The sequence below is a fragment of the Nesterenkonia maliinae genome, from assembly GCF_051262655.1.
GTDB lineage: Bacteria > Actinomycetota > Actinomycetes > Actinomycetales > Micrococcaceae > Nesterenkonia.
Genome location: NZ_JBIMEY010000001.1, coordinates 903,266 through 918,846, shown reverse-complemented (window position 1 = coordinate 918,846; position 15,581 = coordinate 903,266). Strand labels below are relative to the sequence as shown.

At 60.5% G+C, this 15,581-nt stretch carries 9 protein-coding genes; 4 read left to right on the top strand and 5 right to left on the bottom strand.

What is annotated here, in order from left to right; genetic code table 11:
• Positions 1-42: 42 nt before the first annotated feature.
• The 5 genes from ACHAA4_RS04165 to ACHAA4_RS04145 all read right to left on the bottom strand — a co-directional run bounded on the left by ACHAA4_RS04165 (position 43) and on the right by ACHAA4_RS04145 (position 12,397).
• Positions 43-5,028: a P-loop NTPase family protein gene (locus ACHAA4_RS04165; protein ID WP_435772900.1), complete on the bottom strand. Its 4,986-nt coding sequence runs from the start codon at positions 5,026-5,028 to the stop codon at positions 43-45.
• A gap of 305 nt (positions 5,029-5,333) precedes the next feature.
• Complete coding sequence (locus tag ACHAA4_RS04160) at positions 5,334-5,630, bottom strand: hypothetical protein (protein WP_435772899.1); 297 nt, start codon at positions 5,628-5,630, stop codon at positions 5,334-5,336.
• Positions 5,631-6,111: 481 nt separating this feature from the next.
• Positions 6,112-9,051 carry a type I restriction endonuclease subunit R gene (locus ACHAA4_RS04155; protein WP_435772898.1) on the bottom strand — a complete coding sequence of 980 codons (2,940 nt, stop codon included), beginning with the start codon at positions 9,049-9,051 and terminating at the stop codon, positions 6,112-6,114.
• Positions 9,051-10,325 (bottom strand): restriction endonuclease subunit S, encoded by a 1,275-nt coding sequence (locus tag ACHAA4_RS04150; protein WP_435772897.1) that lies wholly within the window; start codon positions 10,323-10,325, stop codon positions 9,051-9,053. The genes ACHAA4_RS04155 and ACHAA4_RS04150 overlap by 1 nt, the downstream gene beginning before the upstream one ends.
• Positions 10,326-10,426: 101 nt before the next feature.
• Positions 10,427-12,397: a type I restriction-modification system subunit M gene (locus ACHAA4_RS04145; RefSeq protein ID WP_435772896.1), complete on the bottom strand. Its 1,971-nt coding sequence runs from the start codon at positions 12,395-12,397 to the stop codon at positions 10,427-10,429.
• Positions 12,398-12,987: 590 nt separating this feature from the next.
• On the opposite strand from ACHAA4_RS04145, the gene ACHAA4_RS04140 reads away from it, so the two are divergent.
• The 4 genes from ACHAA4_RS04140 to prfB are packed head-to-tail and all read left to right on the top strand — an operon-like array spanning position 12,988 to position 15,581.
• Positions 12,988-13,392: a TadE family protein gene (locus tag ACHAA4_RS04140; RefSeq protein ID WP_435772895.1), complete on the top strand. Its 405-nt coding sequence runs from the start codon at positions 12,988-12,990 to the stop codon at positions 13,390-13,392.
• Complete coding sequence (locus ACHAA4_RS04135) at positions 13,379-13,897, top strand: hypothetical protein (protein WP_435772894.1); 519 nt, start codon at positions 13,379-13,381, stop codon at positions 13,895-13,897. Before ACHAA4_RS04140 ends, ACHAA4_RS04135 begins: the two co-directional genes overlap by 14 nt.
• A 1-nt stretch (position 13,898) precedes the next feature.
• Positions 13,899-14,435, top strand: a complete 537-nt coding sequence (locus ACHAA4_RS04130; protein WP_435772893.1) for a hypothetical protein — start codon at positions 13,899-13,901, stop codon at positions 14,433-14,435.
• A gap of 30 nt (positions 14,436-14,465) precedes the next feature.
• Positions 14,466-15,581, top strand: a complete 1,116-nt coding sequence (gene prfB, locus ACHAA4_RS04125) for a peptide chain release factor 2 (RefSeq protein WP_435772892.1) — start codon at positions 14,466-14,468, stop codon at positions 15,579-15,581.

Sequence of the window (15,581 nt, the reverse complement as noted above, 5' to 3'; positions counted from 1 at the left end):
GCGCTGCTTACCCGAACAGCGATCGAACCGATCTAACGCACTTCAGCGTGAGTACGGTGCGAGGGTGCTGTTGCCGGCGTACACCAGACGGTCGACGAGGTCGAGCCAGTCGTCTCCGGCCCCTCGTGTGTCGGCTTCGGCCTTGATCTCCACCAGCCATTCGTCCATTGGAGGGTAGGAGCTGAGCTGACGGTCGGCACGCGAAAGACACAGCGTGTCTACCCAGACCAGACCATTGCTGAGCTGTGTCTCGATCGGGAGCTGGCGTAGGAATCGGATGAGTTCGAACAAGCACGAGGACCTGCCTGCCGCGTGTGGGAGCCACCGCGGAATGAACTCCACGAGTTCGTCGGGGTTCACCCACTCGAAGGTGCGGCGACCGGACTCGTCGTGAAGTCGCTGGGCAGTCCCAGGGTCGTTCGGAAGGAGATGACTCAGCGCGTAGTCGTTGAAGCTATCAGGTCTGTCATAGATGGCCATGTTCGCCTCTACTTGGTTCAGGGCGTATGCGAATAGGGTGGGCCACACTGCTCTAGCCGCGTCAGCGAGCTCTTGGGTTTCCGTTCCAACTGCTGATAAGTCCCGAAGGAACGAGCTGAACGCGTGGCTCGCGGGGGCGAGGGTTGCGACGTACTCGAGTAGCAGGTCGTCGCTTGTGCCGACACGAGACCGGTCGTGTAGCAGCGCCCGTGCCGCGGTCATGGTCTGGGCACCGTGGTCGTCGATGGAGTAGCCGTTTTCAGACGATTCCTGACTGACCATGGCGTGTGCTTGCGCCTGGAGAAGCGATCTCAGGTCCCGTTCGGCGGTCTCGGCGACGCAAGCACCCGATGACGCTGCGCGTCCGCACGCTCTAATTGGCGCGCTGAGGCGAGAAGTGTCTAGCCTGTCCGGCTGAATCTCCGCAAGCCGGGGTATGACATCGCCGGTGATGAGGACCCGGGGGTGGCGCTCAAGCCATTCGTCGAACTCGCCGATTTCGCAGAGCCGGGCGAGGTCGAGTGCCCACTGATAGACGGCGAAATGGATACACGGGTCACCCGAGCACGGATGCGCCCAAACGGTGTCGCAGCCGCGGGCGAACTCTAGACAGGTGTCGGTCGATGCGAAGGGTCCGAGGCTGGCGGCCGTCGCCGCGACGTCGTCCAGGGTCGCTCCGGCTTTTTCGAGTTCTCCGGCCAGTTCGGGAAGCAGTAAGTGCGGGATGGCCGAGGCGGCCGCTCCTCGTGTTCCGACGTCGTTCTCGAACCTAGGTGCGCCGTCGTTGTCCGCAGCAGGTTCGAGGATCCCGAGAATGGAAGTAATTGCGAAGGGGGCGTCTTCCCCGAGTGCTTCGGGGTGTCCTGCAGTAGCGCTGCGGACTGCGGCTGCCGCGACGTAAGCAATTGCGAGGTACGGGTCGGATGCTGCGAGAGAGGGTGGATTGTCGTGCAGGTCTTTCACCAGTTTGAGATCTTCCGCAATCTCAACTGGAGTCGGCGGTTCCCAACCTTCCTTCCGGTGTCGTGCCGGAATCCAATACTTGTTCTGGACCCCGTTGAGAAGGTCGCCGCGGATCATGTCAGCTCTCCTCGGAGCGAGCGCTACTTCGATGTCGTCAGGCTCCTTAATCGAGACGAGCACTCCGTCCACTACGGGTTTAATCGTCAGGTTGTCCGCATCCAGCGCGGCTGCCCAGCGTCGGACGGTGGGGTCGGATACGCCGATACGAGCAGCATTTGCGAGGAGTTGGGCGCCCAGGTCCTTGAGCTCTGCTTGGCGCTCTGGATCGGCGCGCAGGACGAGGAGAGCGACGATATCGTGCAGTTGCCGCTTGCGTCGTTCGGGGTTGGTGATGCCGTCATCGGGCGCACGCATGAACCCGATGGCCTCATGACGGACGCGGATGGAGTCGAGTGCCCAGATGCGTGGCTCGACGAGATAGGCGTCCAATGCCTTAGGGTCTGGGCCGAGATGGCGAATGGTGGCGCCAATGATGAGGGCAGGCATGGCCAAGTTCTCACACCCGTTGAGCAGCGTAGCCGTCACGTCTGCTACCGCCGCCCCGTCATCGACCATACGGTCGACCCACCGTTCGATGGCTTGGAGTGCGCTCATGCATGGGTACGGCCCGTTGGTGTCACCGCGGTACCACCCCCACACGTTGCTGTTCCCGACGTAGGTTCGTTCGGTACCGTCGATGGCGAGCGTGACAATTGAGTCGGGGTCGATAGGTTCCGCGCCGTTCCCCGCGCGGCAACGGATGTTCGCTGCGTGGTTGAGTATCCGGTTCACGACGGGAATCCAGTCCTGGGGTGGACAGATTCGGGTCAGGAGCCAGAACGGGCCGTAGTCGTGGTGGTAAGGCACCCACGGGCTGCGCGGCTGATGGTCGCGAATGCCGGTCCAACGTCTCTGGCTTCCAGTGTCTTGGTTGGCAATGTAGTACGTCTCCGTGAGCTTGAGAAGGAACTCAGGATCGTAGGAACCGAGACCCCAGGCGCTCCAGTCGAGGTCGACCGCTGGCTGAAGGCGTGAGGGCGAATCCGCGGCGACTTTGGAGAGGCATTCACGTATATCGGTATCGATATCGGGACCGAGGAGCGCGAACAACTGGATGTACCGGTCCTGCGTGGTCCGCCAGCTCAGGGTCTTATGCCGCTTCTTCTTCGCGTAGCCGTCAAAGACGTTGAACACGACCTCCTCCGCGGGCTCGTCAGGGTAGTCGCGGGGAGTGGCGGGCGGGTTGTGGGTCCGCCAGTGGTCCAGCAAGAGCTCTCTGAGCGCCATCCGGGTCGAGTTGCCCGCAGGTAGTCCACTCAGCAGGGCGGAGTTGAGCCACTCGGTCACCAAGCGGAGCCTTTCGTCCTCCTGGCGCCAGAGTTCATTGACCTCCTCGATAAGGAGGCGTACCACCGGCTCCCCCCGGGGTACGTCGATCATGCCGTCGTACCGTTGGTGAAGCGAAACGACTCTGACGAAGGTCGCAAGAACGTCGTCCGAACTGGCAGCACTAGAGGCGAACATGTGCCGGAGAAGGTCGTACGCGTTCGGCATCTCCAGCGCAGCCTCGAGAGGCACGTCCTTCCAGCGGGGGGTGGACTCGTCGCCAAGGGCTCCGAACTGGGCCACCTGGGAGGCAAGCTCAGCGTGTGGGTCGTTAGCATCGGCGAGTTTGCCTTTGCACGTGAGCTTGGCGGCGGACATTGACCATCGTGCCGGACCGGATGCCTTCAAGGTCTTTGTGAAGGATTCAGTTCTTATCAGCCGAACAGCCGTCGCTAGGCGACGGACTTCGTCGTGCGCGAATTCGGGTTCGGCTTTTCGCAGGTTCTCTGGTGCCACCAGAAGGTCGGATCGAAGAGCGTCGAGCGCCCCGGGGTCGGGGCGAGGGTAGGATCGATCTGCCTCCGGAAGTTTGAGTTCTGCCTCGCTCATTGCCAGCAGAGCGTCGGTTCGTGCGGCCACTGACTCCCCGCTTGTCGAGCGGCCAACAAGGTTCTTCCAAATCAGCTCAAGACAAGCCCAGTCGTCAAGCGGCGTCGCTACCGTAATACCTGTCCGAGCCAGAAGGTCGACGACCGCCAAACGCCGATATAGCGACTTGGTCGGCAGGTTGCGCAGTGCGCCGGCGATTGCGGGCACTGCATCTCGCACAACGCGCAGTTCGTCGTCGCTGAGGCCTGGGACCTCGAACCGCCTTGGGGCTGGGTAGATGTCGACGATAGTGGCGGCAGCGTCCTCAACTGCGGTTTCCGCGGTGACCAGGGCCAGACCGACTTCGGCTGCTTGTGCGGCTGCGGCGAGTTCTCGGAGGAGCGGGCCGCGTCCTTCGAGTGCTGCCTCGGCTGCGTCGATGATAAGGACACGGGAAGGGGCGGACATCTCGCGGAGTACGTCGGTGAGCGGCATTTTGAGGGCTGCGGACAGAGCTGCCACGCTGTCGGGAGTCCTACGCAGGTTGAGGAATACACACTGGAAATCGCCGTTGGCTTGGGCAAGCGTCGTAGCCGCCGACATGGTCAGGGCGCTCTTACCGGTTCCAGACTCGCCCGTAAGTAGGACCGCGCCCGGGGGAGCCCCGGCAATGGTCAGCTCAGTTTGCACTGCAGTAAGCAGCCTCGTGCGAGGCAGTTCGACAACTCCGCCCAGGTCGTGGCGAACCGCGACCATCGCCGAGTTCTGTTCCAGGTTCAGCTGTTCCCAAGCGACCTTGGACCTTCCGGCGTCAGACGCCAAAACTGAGTAGATCTTTCGTCGGACAAGGGACTGGTCGACTACCGTGCCTTTCTGGTCGAACTGAGTCGCACACGCCGAGTGAAGATCGTTGCGGACATCAGCGCCACTCTTTCCGTGCCGCGCGAGTGGCTTCAACCGATTGCCGATCTCGGCCCAGTCCGAATCGTCGTCGGATTCAACGCGAAAGCCCAGTATCCAGAGTCGTTTAAGGAGCAACCAGACCTGGCCCCGGAGGTCGTCCTCGGTTCGGTCTGGTCGTGCGTTCTTCACCAGACCGGTGAGCTGCTCGTACCGGTTGGCATAATTGCTGTGGCGCCCCGGCTCGTGTACCTGCGCATGGAACTCAGCCTCGGTCGAGTTGTCCCTGGCGAGCGAAGCGAGACGCTGGACCTCTCGATGAGCGTTCGTCATTTCTGCCAGCGCAACCGCAACGTACGCATGATCAGCATCGTTGAAGGTGTCAACCTGGTCTAAGAGCGTGCCCACCAGCTTCACGGTCTTCGGGTGGCTCTTGACGAAACGGGGAGAGCGCCGCACCGTGATGTGAACTACCACTCTGTCTCCGTTTAACCCGGCCTCTACGCGCAGGTCGTCGACAGGGTCCACCGGGTTGGTCTGGAACGCTACTTTCACCACGGGCAGCTCGTCGGTCTCTGGGCGCGTGGCCCCCAGTAGCAGGTCGGCGAGGTAGCTGGTTGCGACTCGATGACCGAAAGTGCTACCGCCCCCTCCACCGGCGTACGGACTGATAACCGCGACGTCGTCCCCTTCTTGAGTCGCCGCTTGTTCGCTCTCGCCATCATCCGTCATGCCCTAAGTCTCCCAAGTCAGGCCGAATTGGTGAAGTCGACTCACTTGCCAACGGACACGCCGGGATTCTTCACTCGGGGAGGAGTCTGCTGAACGGATGGGCGACAAATTGCCCGGACCGTGCGGCAGCCCCGTATAGCTTCGCGGGCACCGCTCGAGTTCGTTGGCCTTGGGCACCGCTGCTCGGAGATCCATCGTGGGCGGCGTAGGAGAACCTCGATAGGCTGGAGTTGCCTACCCGAGAGGTGTGTATTCCGTCGTGCACTGAGGTGGTCGTGGAGTCGGAGACCTTTGGCCTGGGACGTTTAGCGGGGGAGGGTAGCTGAGGAATCCGGGCGTGAAAAATAACGCAGAGCAGCTCGCATAGCAGCTTTCACCCTCGGGTCGGTGCGATCCGGAAGTTGGTGCGGATCGTCGTGGTGAGCGGCGTCCATCATCTCCTCATGGGTCGGGATCTTCATCTCAGCGATACGACGCACGCGAGGCTCGGTAGGAAGCCCCATGAACTCGTTGCGCTCCAGGATCGCCCTAGACTCCACGATCTCCAGGCGCATCTGGTTGAAGCCCTGCCACGCCCCGCTCGGCTCACGTTGTTCTGTCATGGGCCAAGTATCCGGCAGAAAGATGCTCATGGACACCCCCGTGTTCCACAGTTTCGCCCGTCAAGTGGAGTGGAAGGCTGCCCGCTGCAGCCGTTTCCGGGGTCCAGCCTCGAACATCGCCCTCCCGCGTTATGAAGCGTCCCAGGTCCTCTGCCGCCGTTACACGGGCTGCGGCTCACTCACATTAGCTGCGTAGTAACTGCGCTCGTAATCTGCCGGGGTGAGGTTCCCCCGCGTCCCGTGAAGTCGACGGTTGTTCCACCAAACGACCCAAGCAGGTGCGGCAGGCCACCGTTGAAGCTGGATCCGCACCAGGGATCGGTGCTGTTCTAGGCTCAGGATTGTTGGTCGCTTCAGTCCTCAAGAGCTCTAGCCCAAGGACGCATCGGACGCTGCCTGACTTTTAGAGAGTGTCACTACACCCGCAGAAGCGGCGAGCCCGCAAAGCTCCCAGCGTCCTCGCTACCGACCCTCCATTGGACTAGGCGCTTTTCCGGTAAGTTGCCCCGAACACCCAATCGGCCAGCCAACGCTTGAAGCTGCTGTTGTCCTGGTACTCCTTGAAGAGCTGCGTGTCGTCAGCTATGAGGCGCAGCATGGCCTGGCTGAGTGCGCGATCACTCTCGACGCGTGCGTTCACAGGATCGTCATTGGCCTGCGCGTTCTTGTAACTCTCATCCTCGGCCACGAGTCGTGGGATCTCTTCGGTAATGAAGCGCTCGACGCGGTCTTGATTGTTCCACTCGACGTTACCGAAGTGGTCATTGAAACTTCTCACAATCGCAGAGAGTCGTTCGAGCTCAGGGTCGGCTCGTTGTCCACCGCCGCCAGCCGGGGCGGCTTCCAGAGTGCCGTCCTCGTCGTCCAGCACAATCTTCATCGCATTGAACTTTTCGGCACGGTACGACTCCAAGTCAATGTTCTCCAGGATTCCAGCCGCGAGGTCCTCTTCCTTGGGAGCGGGTAGCTTTTCCACAAGATGATCGAGGAAGATAGACCGCTTCTCCCAACCGCTACTGCCGTATGGCAGGATCGCAGAGAGAAAATTGTAAGTACGCAGGAATGCCTTCGCATCGCCCTTGAACTTGACCTGGTCATCTTCGTCGAGACTTTCGATGTACTGAACCACGCTGGTGTCGAGCAAGGGGTCGAGTCGGTCTCTTGACTCGCCTGTCAAATAGCGGTCGACGAATTCATCGACTTGTTCTGAGGTGTAGATTCCGATCGCGTCGAGATCGTTGACCAAGTTGTGAAGCTTATTGGCGTCGGTCTCTTCGGCCAGGATGGTCGTTCGGTAGTAGGGCCCAAACGCACGTTGGATGTCGTCAGCATCATTGGCGAAATCAAGCACGAACGTGTCGTGCTTGGCGGGGTGCGCCCGGTTGAGACGCGACAAGGTTTGTACTGCCAGCACACCTGAGAGTGGCTTGTCTACGTACATGGTGTGAAGCAGCGGCTCGTCATAGCCCGTCTGGAACTTGTTCGCGACAACGAGAATCCGATACGGATCGGTCTTCACCTGGTCGGCAATCGCGCTGGAGGGGAAGCCGTTCAAGCCCGCCTCTGTGACCTTCAAACCCTTGTATTCGTGCTCGCCGGAGAACGCGACAACCACCTTGTACGGGCTCCTCCGCGACGCGAGCGCGTCTCGGATCGCATGGAAGTACTCAATGCACCGGGCTATCGATGACGTGACGACCATCGCGCGCGCCTGACCCCCGATCTTCCGTTTCGCGACCACCTGGTCGAGGTAGTGTTCGACCATGATGCCGGCCTTCTGCGCGATCGCATGCTCGTTGCCTTCAACGTAGGCACGGAGCTTTTTGGATGCGCGTTTCACATCGAACTCAGGGTCGTCTTCGACCGTTTTCATGAGCTTGTAATAGCTGCCAACGGGAGTGAAGTTCGCAAGGACATCGACGATGAAGCCCTCCTGGATCGCCTGCTTCATCGTGTAGGAATGGAAGGGCCGGAAACCGGTACCTCCGTCTGGCTTCGCAACTGCCTCCCCAAACATCTCGAGGGTCTTGTCTTTTGGAGTGGCTGTAAACGCAAAGTAGCTCGCATTGGGGAGCATCTTCTTGCCCTCGATGATCCGGTTGATCCGGTCCTCGACCGTATCCTCTTCATTAATCTCCACACCCGAGAGCGCGCGCGACACCGCAGCTGACGTCTTCGATCCCTGAGATGAGTGTGCTTCATCGATGACAATCGCGAAGGTGCGTTCGCGGTGGTCGGCGCCGATGTCATCAAGAATGTATGGGAACTTCTGTACCGTGGTGACGATTATCTTCCTACCCGCCGTGATCGCACGACGCAGGTCTCCGGACCGGTCGGCGTGGACCACGGTCGATCCCACTTGGAGGAACGACTTGATCGTTTGGGTGAGCTGGTTGTCCAAAATGACACGGTCGGTCACCACGATGATCGAGTCGAACGCGATCCGGTCCTCGTGTTTAGCTTCCGTCAGCTGATGGGTGAGCCACGCGATCGAGTTTGACTTCCCACTGCCCGCGGAGTGCTGGATGAGGTAACGACGACCCGCGCCTGAGGCCTCGACATCGGCCAGGAGTCGGCGGACTACGTCGAGTTGGTGGTACCGGGGAAAGATCGCCTTCGACGTCTTCTTGCCCGTCTTCGGGTTTTTCTCGACAACGATCTGGGCATAGTTCTCGATGATTCCCGCGAGGCTCCGCGGAGCGAGCACGCGCCGCCACAGAAAGTCGGTCATCACTCCATCGGGATTAGGTGGATTCCCAGCTCCATCGTTGAAGCCTTGGTCAAATGGCAGGAACCACGATGAAGTCCCCTTGAGCTGTGTGCAGAAGCGCACGCGCTGATCGTCAAGGGCAAAGTGCGCGATCGTCCGCCCGAACGCGAACAGCGGCTCGCGAGGGTCGCGGTCGCGTTGGTACTGCTGCACCGCGTCTTCAACCGTCTGTTTCGTGATGTTGTTCTTCAGCTCGAACGTGAACACTGGCAAACCGTTAACAAGCGCCACGAGGTCGACAGCGTCTCCCCTGTTGCTAACGCTGTGGTGCACCTGCCGAGTGACTACGAATCGGTTCGCGGTGAAATGACCAACCGCCTTGGGATTGCCACTCGCAGGTGTTGGGTAAAAGAGGTCGATGTGGTGACCGTGATGGTCAATACCGTTGCGCAGCACATGGACGACTCCGCGCCGCGTGATCTCACCCTGGAGCCGAGCGAGGAACTTGTGACGCGTGGGTGTCTCTGTTAAAAGCCCGAGTTGTTCGACTAGATCGGGCTGGGTCGACTGGATGAAGGCTGCGAAATGCCTGAGATCGAGCGCATAGGAAGCATCGTATTCATCGTACGCGCCCTCGATCCAGCCTCCTTTGCACAGCTGGGCCACGGCGAGTGCTTCCAGGCTCTCCTCATTGAGTCGCTGCGTCTTCATTAGTCGCCTTTCGTCAGTGATCCAACGACCTCTTCGTCCAAGGAGATTGCTGTCGGGTCTTCAACGGCGACAGGCAGGTCGGGCAGCATGGCCGCGATCGCGCGGACATCGACCTGACCTGTCACGACCTCCGTCACGAGTCGGGTCCGAAATTCTTGGATCAGGGCGATCTCCCGTTGAGTCCGTACCTTTACCGGCTGCGTCTCGGACTGCTTTCGTATGATTTGGTCAACAATCTCATGTTGCTCCGAAATCGGAGGTACTGGTAGCGGGATCGCGCCGAAGTTCTCGTGGTAGAGGCGCATGAAACCCGATGCCCCCGTACCTAGTCCAGTGGATCTACTACGGAACTCGGTCTTTGCTTTTTCAGACTTAAAAAGCCGGAGGTAAAACTCCGCGAACGCCTTATCCGACACCTCCATTGTGGAGTAATCGGGGCTCACCAGGCCACGCTCAGTAGCCACCCCGAATAGGCCGATAGCAGCCCGCATACGATTCATCACCAAGTCGCCTGGCTCGACTATCTTGTAGCCAACGAGACTGTCAGCCGGGATTGGCGTCTCAGTGAAGTTGCTGGCATCAACTAGACCTTCATGCATCCGCAGCGAGAGCAAACCTTCGGATCCGGTAGAACTACGTCTATCGACCTCGCGAAATAACCGCTTGGCAGGTACTACTTGCCAGGTTTTCGGAATAGGGCCGAGCCATTCGATCGATTTTCCAGACGAGCCACCTTCTTTAATCCAACCATCCAGCCCGTTTATTGCGGCCAGGTCTATCTCGTCCAGGAGGGTAATGAGACGGCGTTTTGCGGTTATAGCCTTATCGATTCGAGCGCTAGCGTGAGCTAGATACTTCACAATCGCTGCCTGCTCCTCCACCGGGGGTAGGGGAAATTCGCTGGCCATGAACTGATCAAGTGGAACTGTCTTTCGCAATCCTCGGTACAGAGGTCGAAGACCCTTCACGTTGTCAACAGACAAATAGAACCAATTGACATACTCAGCCAGGACGTCCCGGTTCACAACGAACCGGTCATAAGCGCCGGTGATCATACCGGGCTGACGAGCGCGTCCCACGGTTCGCGGGGTCTCGTCCACGTCGAACAAACACATTATTAAGTCGCCAGAGTTAATCGCCTGATAATTGTCGAATGACGCCGGAATTTTACCTTTTCCGTTGCTAATATCACGAAAAACAACGCCTGTTTTTGTCAATGATAGCAAGTCGTACCTACTGCTTTGAGCTCCAACCAACTCCATTTTGGTGGTCATTACTCTCTTGTTCCGCGAGAGTCCCCAGTGAACAGGCACTGACGGACACCACGGCATCATCGTCCGACGCTGATCTTCATACACCGGCAAGTTGCGGAACATCAGTCTTCTCCCGCGATATCGGCGATCAGATCGTCGGTTTCCGCTTCGAGAGCGCGGATGTCAGCCTGAATTTCGGCAAGCGTGCGCATTGGCGCGGACTTGTGGAAATGTCGTGCAAAAGAGATCTCGTAACCGACCTTCGTCTTCGATTCATCAATCCATGCATCTGGAGCGTATGGGGTGACTTCGCGGCGGAAGAACGCTTCGATACCGTTCGCATAGTCACCTATGGGTTCCGTAAGCGGTACCTGTTCAGTGTCACGCAATTCGCTGTCGGGTTCGTACTCAACGACGCGGGCCCGTCCGTCGATCAGGGCCTCGTAGCGTCCGTAAATCGGGTATGGAACGGCTGAGTGAGGAAGCGCCTTCCTGATGACTGGCGGTGCAGTCTCGTCGCGCACACCATCCGCCTTGAGTTGCTTGACCTCCTTCGCGGTGTACACGCGGTTCGGATCCACGCCGACAATACGGAGCGGTCGCTCGACGGTGATCTTCTGGTAGCCGAAGTCGACTCCATCGAAGACCATAGAGCGCTCGGTGTCGTCGTACTGGTCGAAAGCCGTGAAAGCTTCGAGAACCTTGTTCGCGTCAGTTTCGCCAAGCTCGACGCTCTTTTCACCGAGGTTCTTGCGAAGCGGTGTGAACCATCCCGTGGCGTCGATGAGTTGCACTTTGCCGCTGCGCCGCTCCTCTTTCCGATTCGATAGCACCCAGACGTAGGTTGCGATGCCGGTGTTGTAGAACATTTTTAGCGGTAGGGCGACGATCGCTTCTAACCAGTCGTTCTCGATGATCCACCGTCGCATGTTGCTTTCACCTTGGCCGGCATCTCCTGTGAACAGGGATGAGCCATTATGAACCGATGCGATCCGAGATCCCAGTTCAGTACTCTGCTTCATCTTTGAGATCAGGTTGGCGAGAAACATCAGCTGCCCGTCACTGCTTCGGGTGAGGAGTGAGTACTCGCTATCGCTTCCGTGGGACACGACGAAACGCGGATCGATGATCTTCTTGACACCGCCGAGGCGATCCCGGTCGGTCTTCCAGCTCTTGCCGTAGGGAGGATTGGAGAGCATGAAGTCGAACTCTTGCCCTGCGAACGCATCATTCGAGAGCGTCGAGTACTCAGGGCCACCGACGATGTTGTCCGCTGCAGTCCCCTCGCCTTTAAGAATCAAATCGGCTTTTGCGATCGCATAGGTCTCGGCGTTGATCTCCTGTCCGTATAGATGGGTAGAGACCTTCCTGCCTGAGCGCTCTGTGAACTGCTTCAGCGTCTCCTCGGCCACAGTGAGCATGCCGCCGGTACCCATGGCACCGTCATAGAGACGGTACGTTCCCGATGGAATCGAATCGGCGATCGGTTCGAACATCAGCCTCGTCATTAGACGAATGGCATCGCGCGGCGTCCAGTGCTCACCGGCTTCTTCGTTATTCTCCTCGTTGAAGCGGCGCACTAGCTCCTCGAAAACAGTGCCCATCCCGTGGTTGTCGATGCCGGTGGGGGACAGGTCGAGGTCCGGTGCGAGAAACTTCTCTATCAACGACCCAAGGGCATCAGCCTTTGTGAGCCGCGGAAGCTGGTTGCGGAACTCGAAGTTGTCGACGATCTCCTGCACATTGGGCGAGAATCCATCCAGGTACGCCTCGAAGTTCTGCCTGAGCCGAGTGGAGTTCGCCGTGTGACGCAGGTCCTGAAGAGTGAACCCGGACGTGTTGTAGAAGTCCTGTTTGGCGGCATCCCGCAGTGGCGCGTCCTGGTCAGCAATTCCTGCATCATCGAGCGTCCTCTTCATCGACATCACCTCATCGCGAGTCGGACCGAGAACGCTGTCGAGTCGACGTAGAACAGTGAAGGGGAGGATTACATCCCGGTACTTTCCACGGACGTATAAATCACGGAGCACATCATCAGCGATGTTCCAGATGAGCGCGACGATCCGCGCATGATTGATCGAGTCTTTCGGCAATGCATCTCCTTCGGGTAGCAGGTCACACAGTACCGGGTGGGTCCGTTGCCGGAGGTCAGTCCTTACTGTTCGAGTCGCGTTTCACGCCTAGACGGATACGACGACCTCGGACGGTATGAGCTTGGCTCGGAGGGCATCCAACATAAGGAGAACAGAGTATTCCCGAGTTTGAGCCGCCCTGGGTTTCCGGGAGACTCTGGTCTGCCCCGAGTTCCGAGGAGTACGGATTTCCTGGAGTCTGTATGTCCTGAGCACAGAAGGGCCAGATGGGACGAAGTCGGTCAGGCCCATAACTTTGAACACAACTGAATTATCACCGCGGTATAAGGACCAAGGAATCTCGACGCCACCAAACCTGGCAAAGCGAATCTGGTGTCACCGATTCGTCCCGGAAGACCAAGGGATCCAACCCCGCAACCTCGACTGAGTTTTTTAGACACAACTTGGGACAAGTGCAAATGGCTGGTTAACGGGCTGGGTGATGATCACCCTCATGAGTGCCGTGCTGGTGGCCGGGCTGCTCGCAGTCGCTGAGCCAGCTCTGCAGGGACTGTTCAACGATGCCATCAGCCAGGTCTCACGCTGACTCGATGCAGCCGGCGCGACCCTCACGGGTGCGCCGGGCGGCGGATGACCAGGGTGCCGCGACTGCTGAGTTCGCCATGGTCTCTGCGCTGCTCGTCTTGTTGAGCTTCGCGATCCTTCAGCTCACGCTGATGGTCCACGTGCGCAACACGCTGATCGACGCCGCGTCCACGGGTGCCCGCTTCGGCGTCCTCGAGGATCGCACTGCCAGCGACGGGGTCCAGCGCACCAGAGACCTCATCGAGTCCTCGATCTCCTCTCGGTACGCCCAAGGAGTGGGCTATGAGTATGTGGCCGAGCCGGAGGGACAGACGCTTCGGATCACGGTGCAGGCCCAGGTCCCGGTGCTGGGCCTCTTCCCAGGTGTCGGCAGCCTCGAGGTGACGGGCAGCGCCTATGACTTCGAATGACGGCCTGGTCGGACGCCATATCCGACGACTGGTCGGACGCTGGATCCGGCGCTCGAACGAGTGTCTGCGCCAGCGACTGAGGCAGGGTCAGGATGAGACCGGCTCCTCGCTCATCGAATTCATCATGCTCGCCGTCTTGCTCCTTATCCCCATCGTGTACTTCATTCTGGGCGTCGCCGCAGTGCAGGCCGCCGCGTACGCCAGTCTGGGCGCCTCCGACCAGGCCGCTCGGATGTACGTCCTGGGTGGAGAGGACCTCGGCGCGGGGGAGCGGTCAGCACGAAGTCAGGCTGCGGCGTCGGCGGCGCTCGACGATTTCGGGATCGGCACCGATCAGGCGCAGATCATCATGTCCTGCCCTACGGGTGGCTGTGAGGACGACGGCGACGTCGTCGCCTTCACCGTGGAGGTCCGGGTGCCGGTGCCGCTGATCCCTGACCTCGGGAGCTGGGAGTCCACCCTGGTCACGGTGTCCTCCACCTCCGCCCAGGTCCAGGCGGGCTGAGATGTCCAGGAGACGCATCGGCCTTCCGCGGTCCCTGCACCGGTCGCGGCCCTCGTGCCCGCCGCGGCCTCCAGAGCTCTCGCGGGACTCGGTCCGGGCCGCGATGGTGCGCCGGATACACGTTGAGGAGGCGGGACAGTCCAGCGTCCTGATCCTGGGGATGCTGATGGTGGTGCTGCTGCTCGTCGCAGTGATGGCTGGAGCCACCGCGGTGAACCTCGAGGCGCGCAAGCTGCTTTCGGCCGCCGATGGTGCCGCCTCAGCCGCCGCGCAGGCAGCAGAGGGCGGTGCCTCCGGACCCGGACCGAGGGTCAGCAGCGACCAGGTGCGCGAGCAGGCGCAGAACTATCTGGCCGTCTCCGGCGCCGAGACACGTTTCAGCGACGTGGCCGTGTCCGGGGCCTGGGTCACCGACGCGGGGGAGACCGCGCACGTGGAGCTGGCCGCCGTCGTCGACCTGCCCGTGGTCTCGGCGATCCTCCCGGCACGGGTCCCGATCACCGTGGAGTCCCATGCCAGGGTGAGCCTCAACCGCTGAGGGCGCAGACACCGGTACTGTAGTGATGTTATGGCTGAGACTGATTTCCCCACCGCACTTCGTGACCTGCGCAATACCCTGCGCCGCATCACGGAGGTCACCGACATCGAAAAGCTCAAGGCGCAGGTCGTCGAGCTCAGTGATATGGCCGTCGCGCCGGATCTCTGGGACGACCAGGCCAACGCCCAGAGGGTCACCTCCCAGCTCAGTCACCGGCAGACCGAGCTGGAGCGCCTGGAGCGGCTCGAGACCCGGATCGACGACGTCGAGATGATGGTCGAGATGGCCCGGGAGGAGGGCGACGACGAGGTACTCGACGACGCCGTCCGCGAGGTCGCGTCGATCCACAAGGCGCTGGAGTCCCTGGAGATCACCACGCTGCTGTCCGGGGAGTACGACGAGTACGACGCCGTGATGACCATCCGCTCCGGAGCCGGCGGCGTGGACGCCGCCGACTTCGCCGAGATGCTGCTGCGCATGTACACCCGCTGGGCCGAGCGCCGAGGCTGGAACGTCAAGGTGCTCGACACCTCCTACGCCGAAGAGGCCGGGCTGAAGTCCGCCACCATCGAGATCAACGCGCCATACGCCTTCGGCACGCTCTCGGTCGAGGCCGGCACCCACCGCCTGGTGCGGATCAGCCCCTTCGACAACCAGGGCCGCCGGCAGACCTCCTTCGCCGCCGTGGAGATCATCCCGCTGCTCGAAGGCACCGAGAGCATCGACATCGACGAGAACGACCTCAAGATCGATGTGTTCCGCTCCTCCGGGCCCGGGGGACAGTCGGTGAACACCACCGACTCTGCCGTGCGCATCACCCACCTGCCCACCGGCACCGTGGTCTCGATGCAGAACGAGAAGTCCCAGATCCAGAACCGCGCCGCCGCGATGCGGGTGCTGCAGTCCCGGCTGCTGGTACTGAAGAAGGCTGAGGAGTCCGCCGAGAAGAAGGCGCTCGCCGGAGACATCAAGGCTTCCTGGGGTGATCAGATCCGCTCCTATGTGCTGCACCCGTACCAGATGGTCAAGGATCTGCGCACCGAGCACGAGGTCGGGAACACTCAGTCCGTGCTCGACGGCGACATCGACGGCTTCATCGACACGGGCATCCGCTGGCGCAACGAGACAGCGGCCGAGGACGACTGA

What these genes read in the sequence shown, in the direction of transcription:
- ACHAA4_RS04165 (WP_435772900.1), bottom strand. Translation starts at nt 5,028, where the DNA reads ATGACGGATGATGGCGAGAGCGAACAAGCGGCGACTCAAGAAGGGGAC.
- ACHAA4_RS04160 (WP_435772899.1), bottom strand. Translation starts at nt 5,630, where the DNA reads ATGACAGAACAACGTGAGCCGAGCGGGGCGTGGCAGGGCTTCAACCAG.
- ACHAA4_RS04155 (WP_435772898.1), bottom strand. Translation starts at nt 9,051, where the DNA reads ATGAAGACGCAGCGACTCAATGAGGAGAGCCTGGAAGCACTCGCCGTG.
- ACHAA4_RS04150 (WP_435772897.1), bottom strand. Translation starts at nt 10,325, where the DNA reads ATGACCACCAAAATGGAGTTGGTTGGAGCTCAAAGCAGTAGGTACGAC.
- ACHAA4_RS04140 (WP_435772895.1), top strand. Translation starts at nt 12,988, where the DNA reads ATGCAGCCGGCGCGACCCTCACGGGTGCGCCGGGCGGCGGATGACCAG.
- ACHAA4_RS04135 (WP_435772894.1), top strand. Translation starts at nt 13,379, where the DNA reads ATGACTTCGAATGACGGCCTGGTCGGACGCCATATCCGACGACTGGTC.
- ACHAA4_RS04130 (WP_435772893.1), top strand. Translation starts at nt 13,899, where the DNA reads ATGTCCAGGAGACGCATCGGCCTTCCGCGGTCCCTGCACCGGTCGCGG.
- prfB (WP_435772892.1), top strand. Translation starts at nt 14,466, where the DNA reads ATGGCTGAGACTGATTTCCCCACCGCACTTCGTGACCTGCGCAATACC.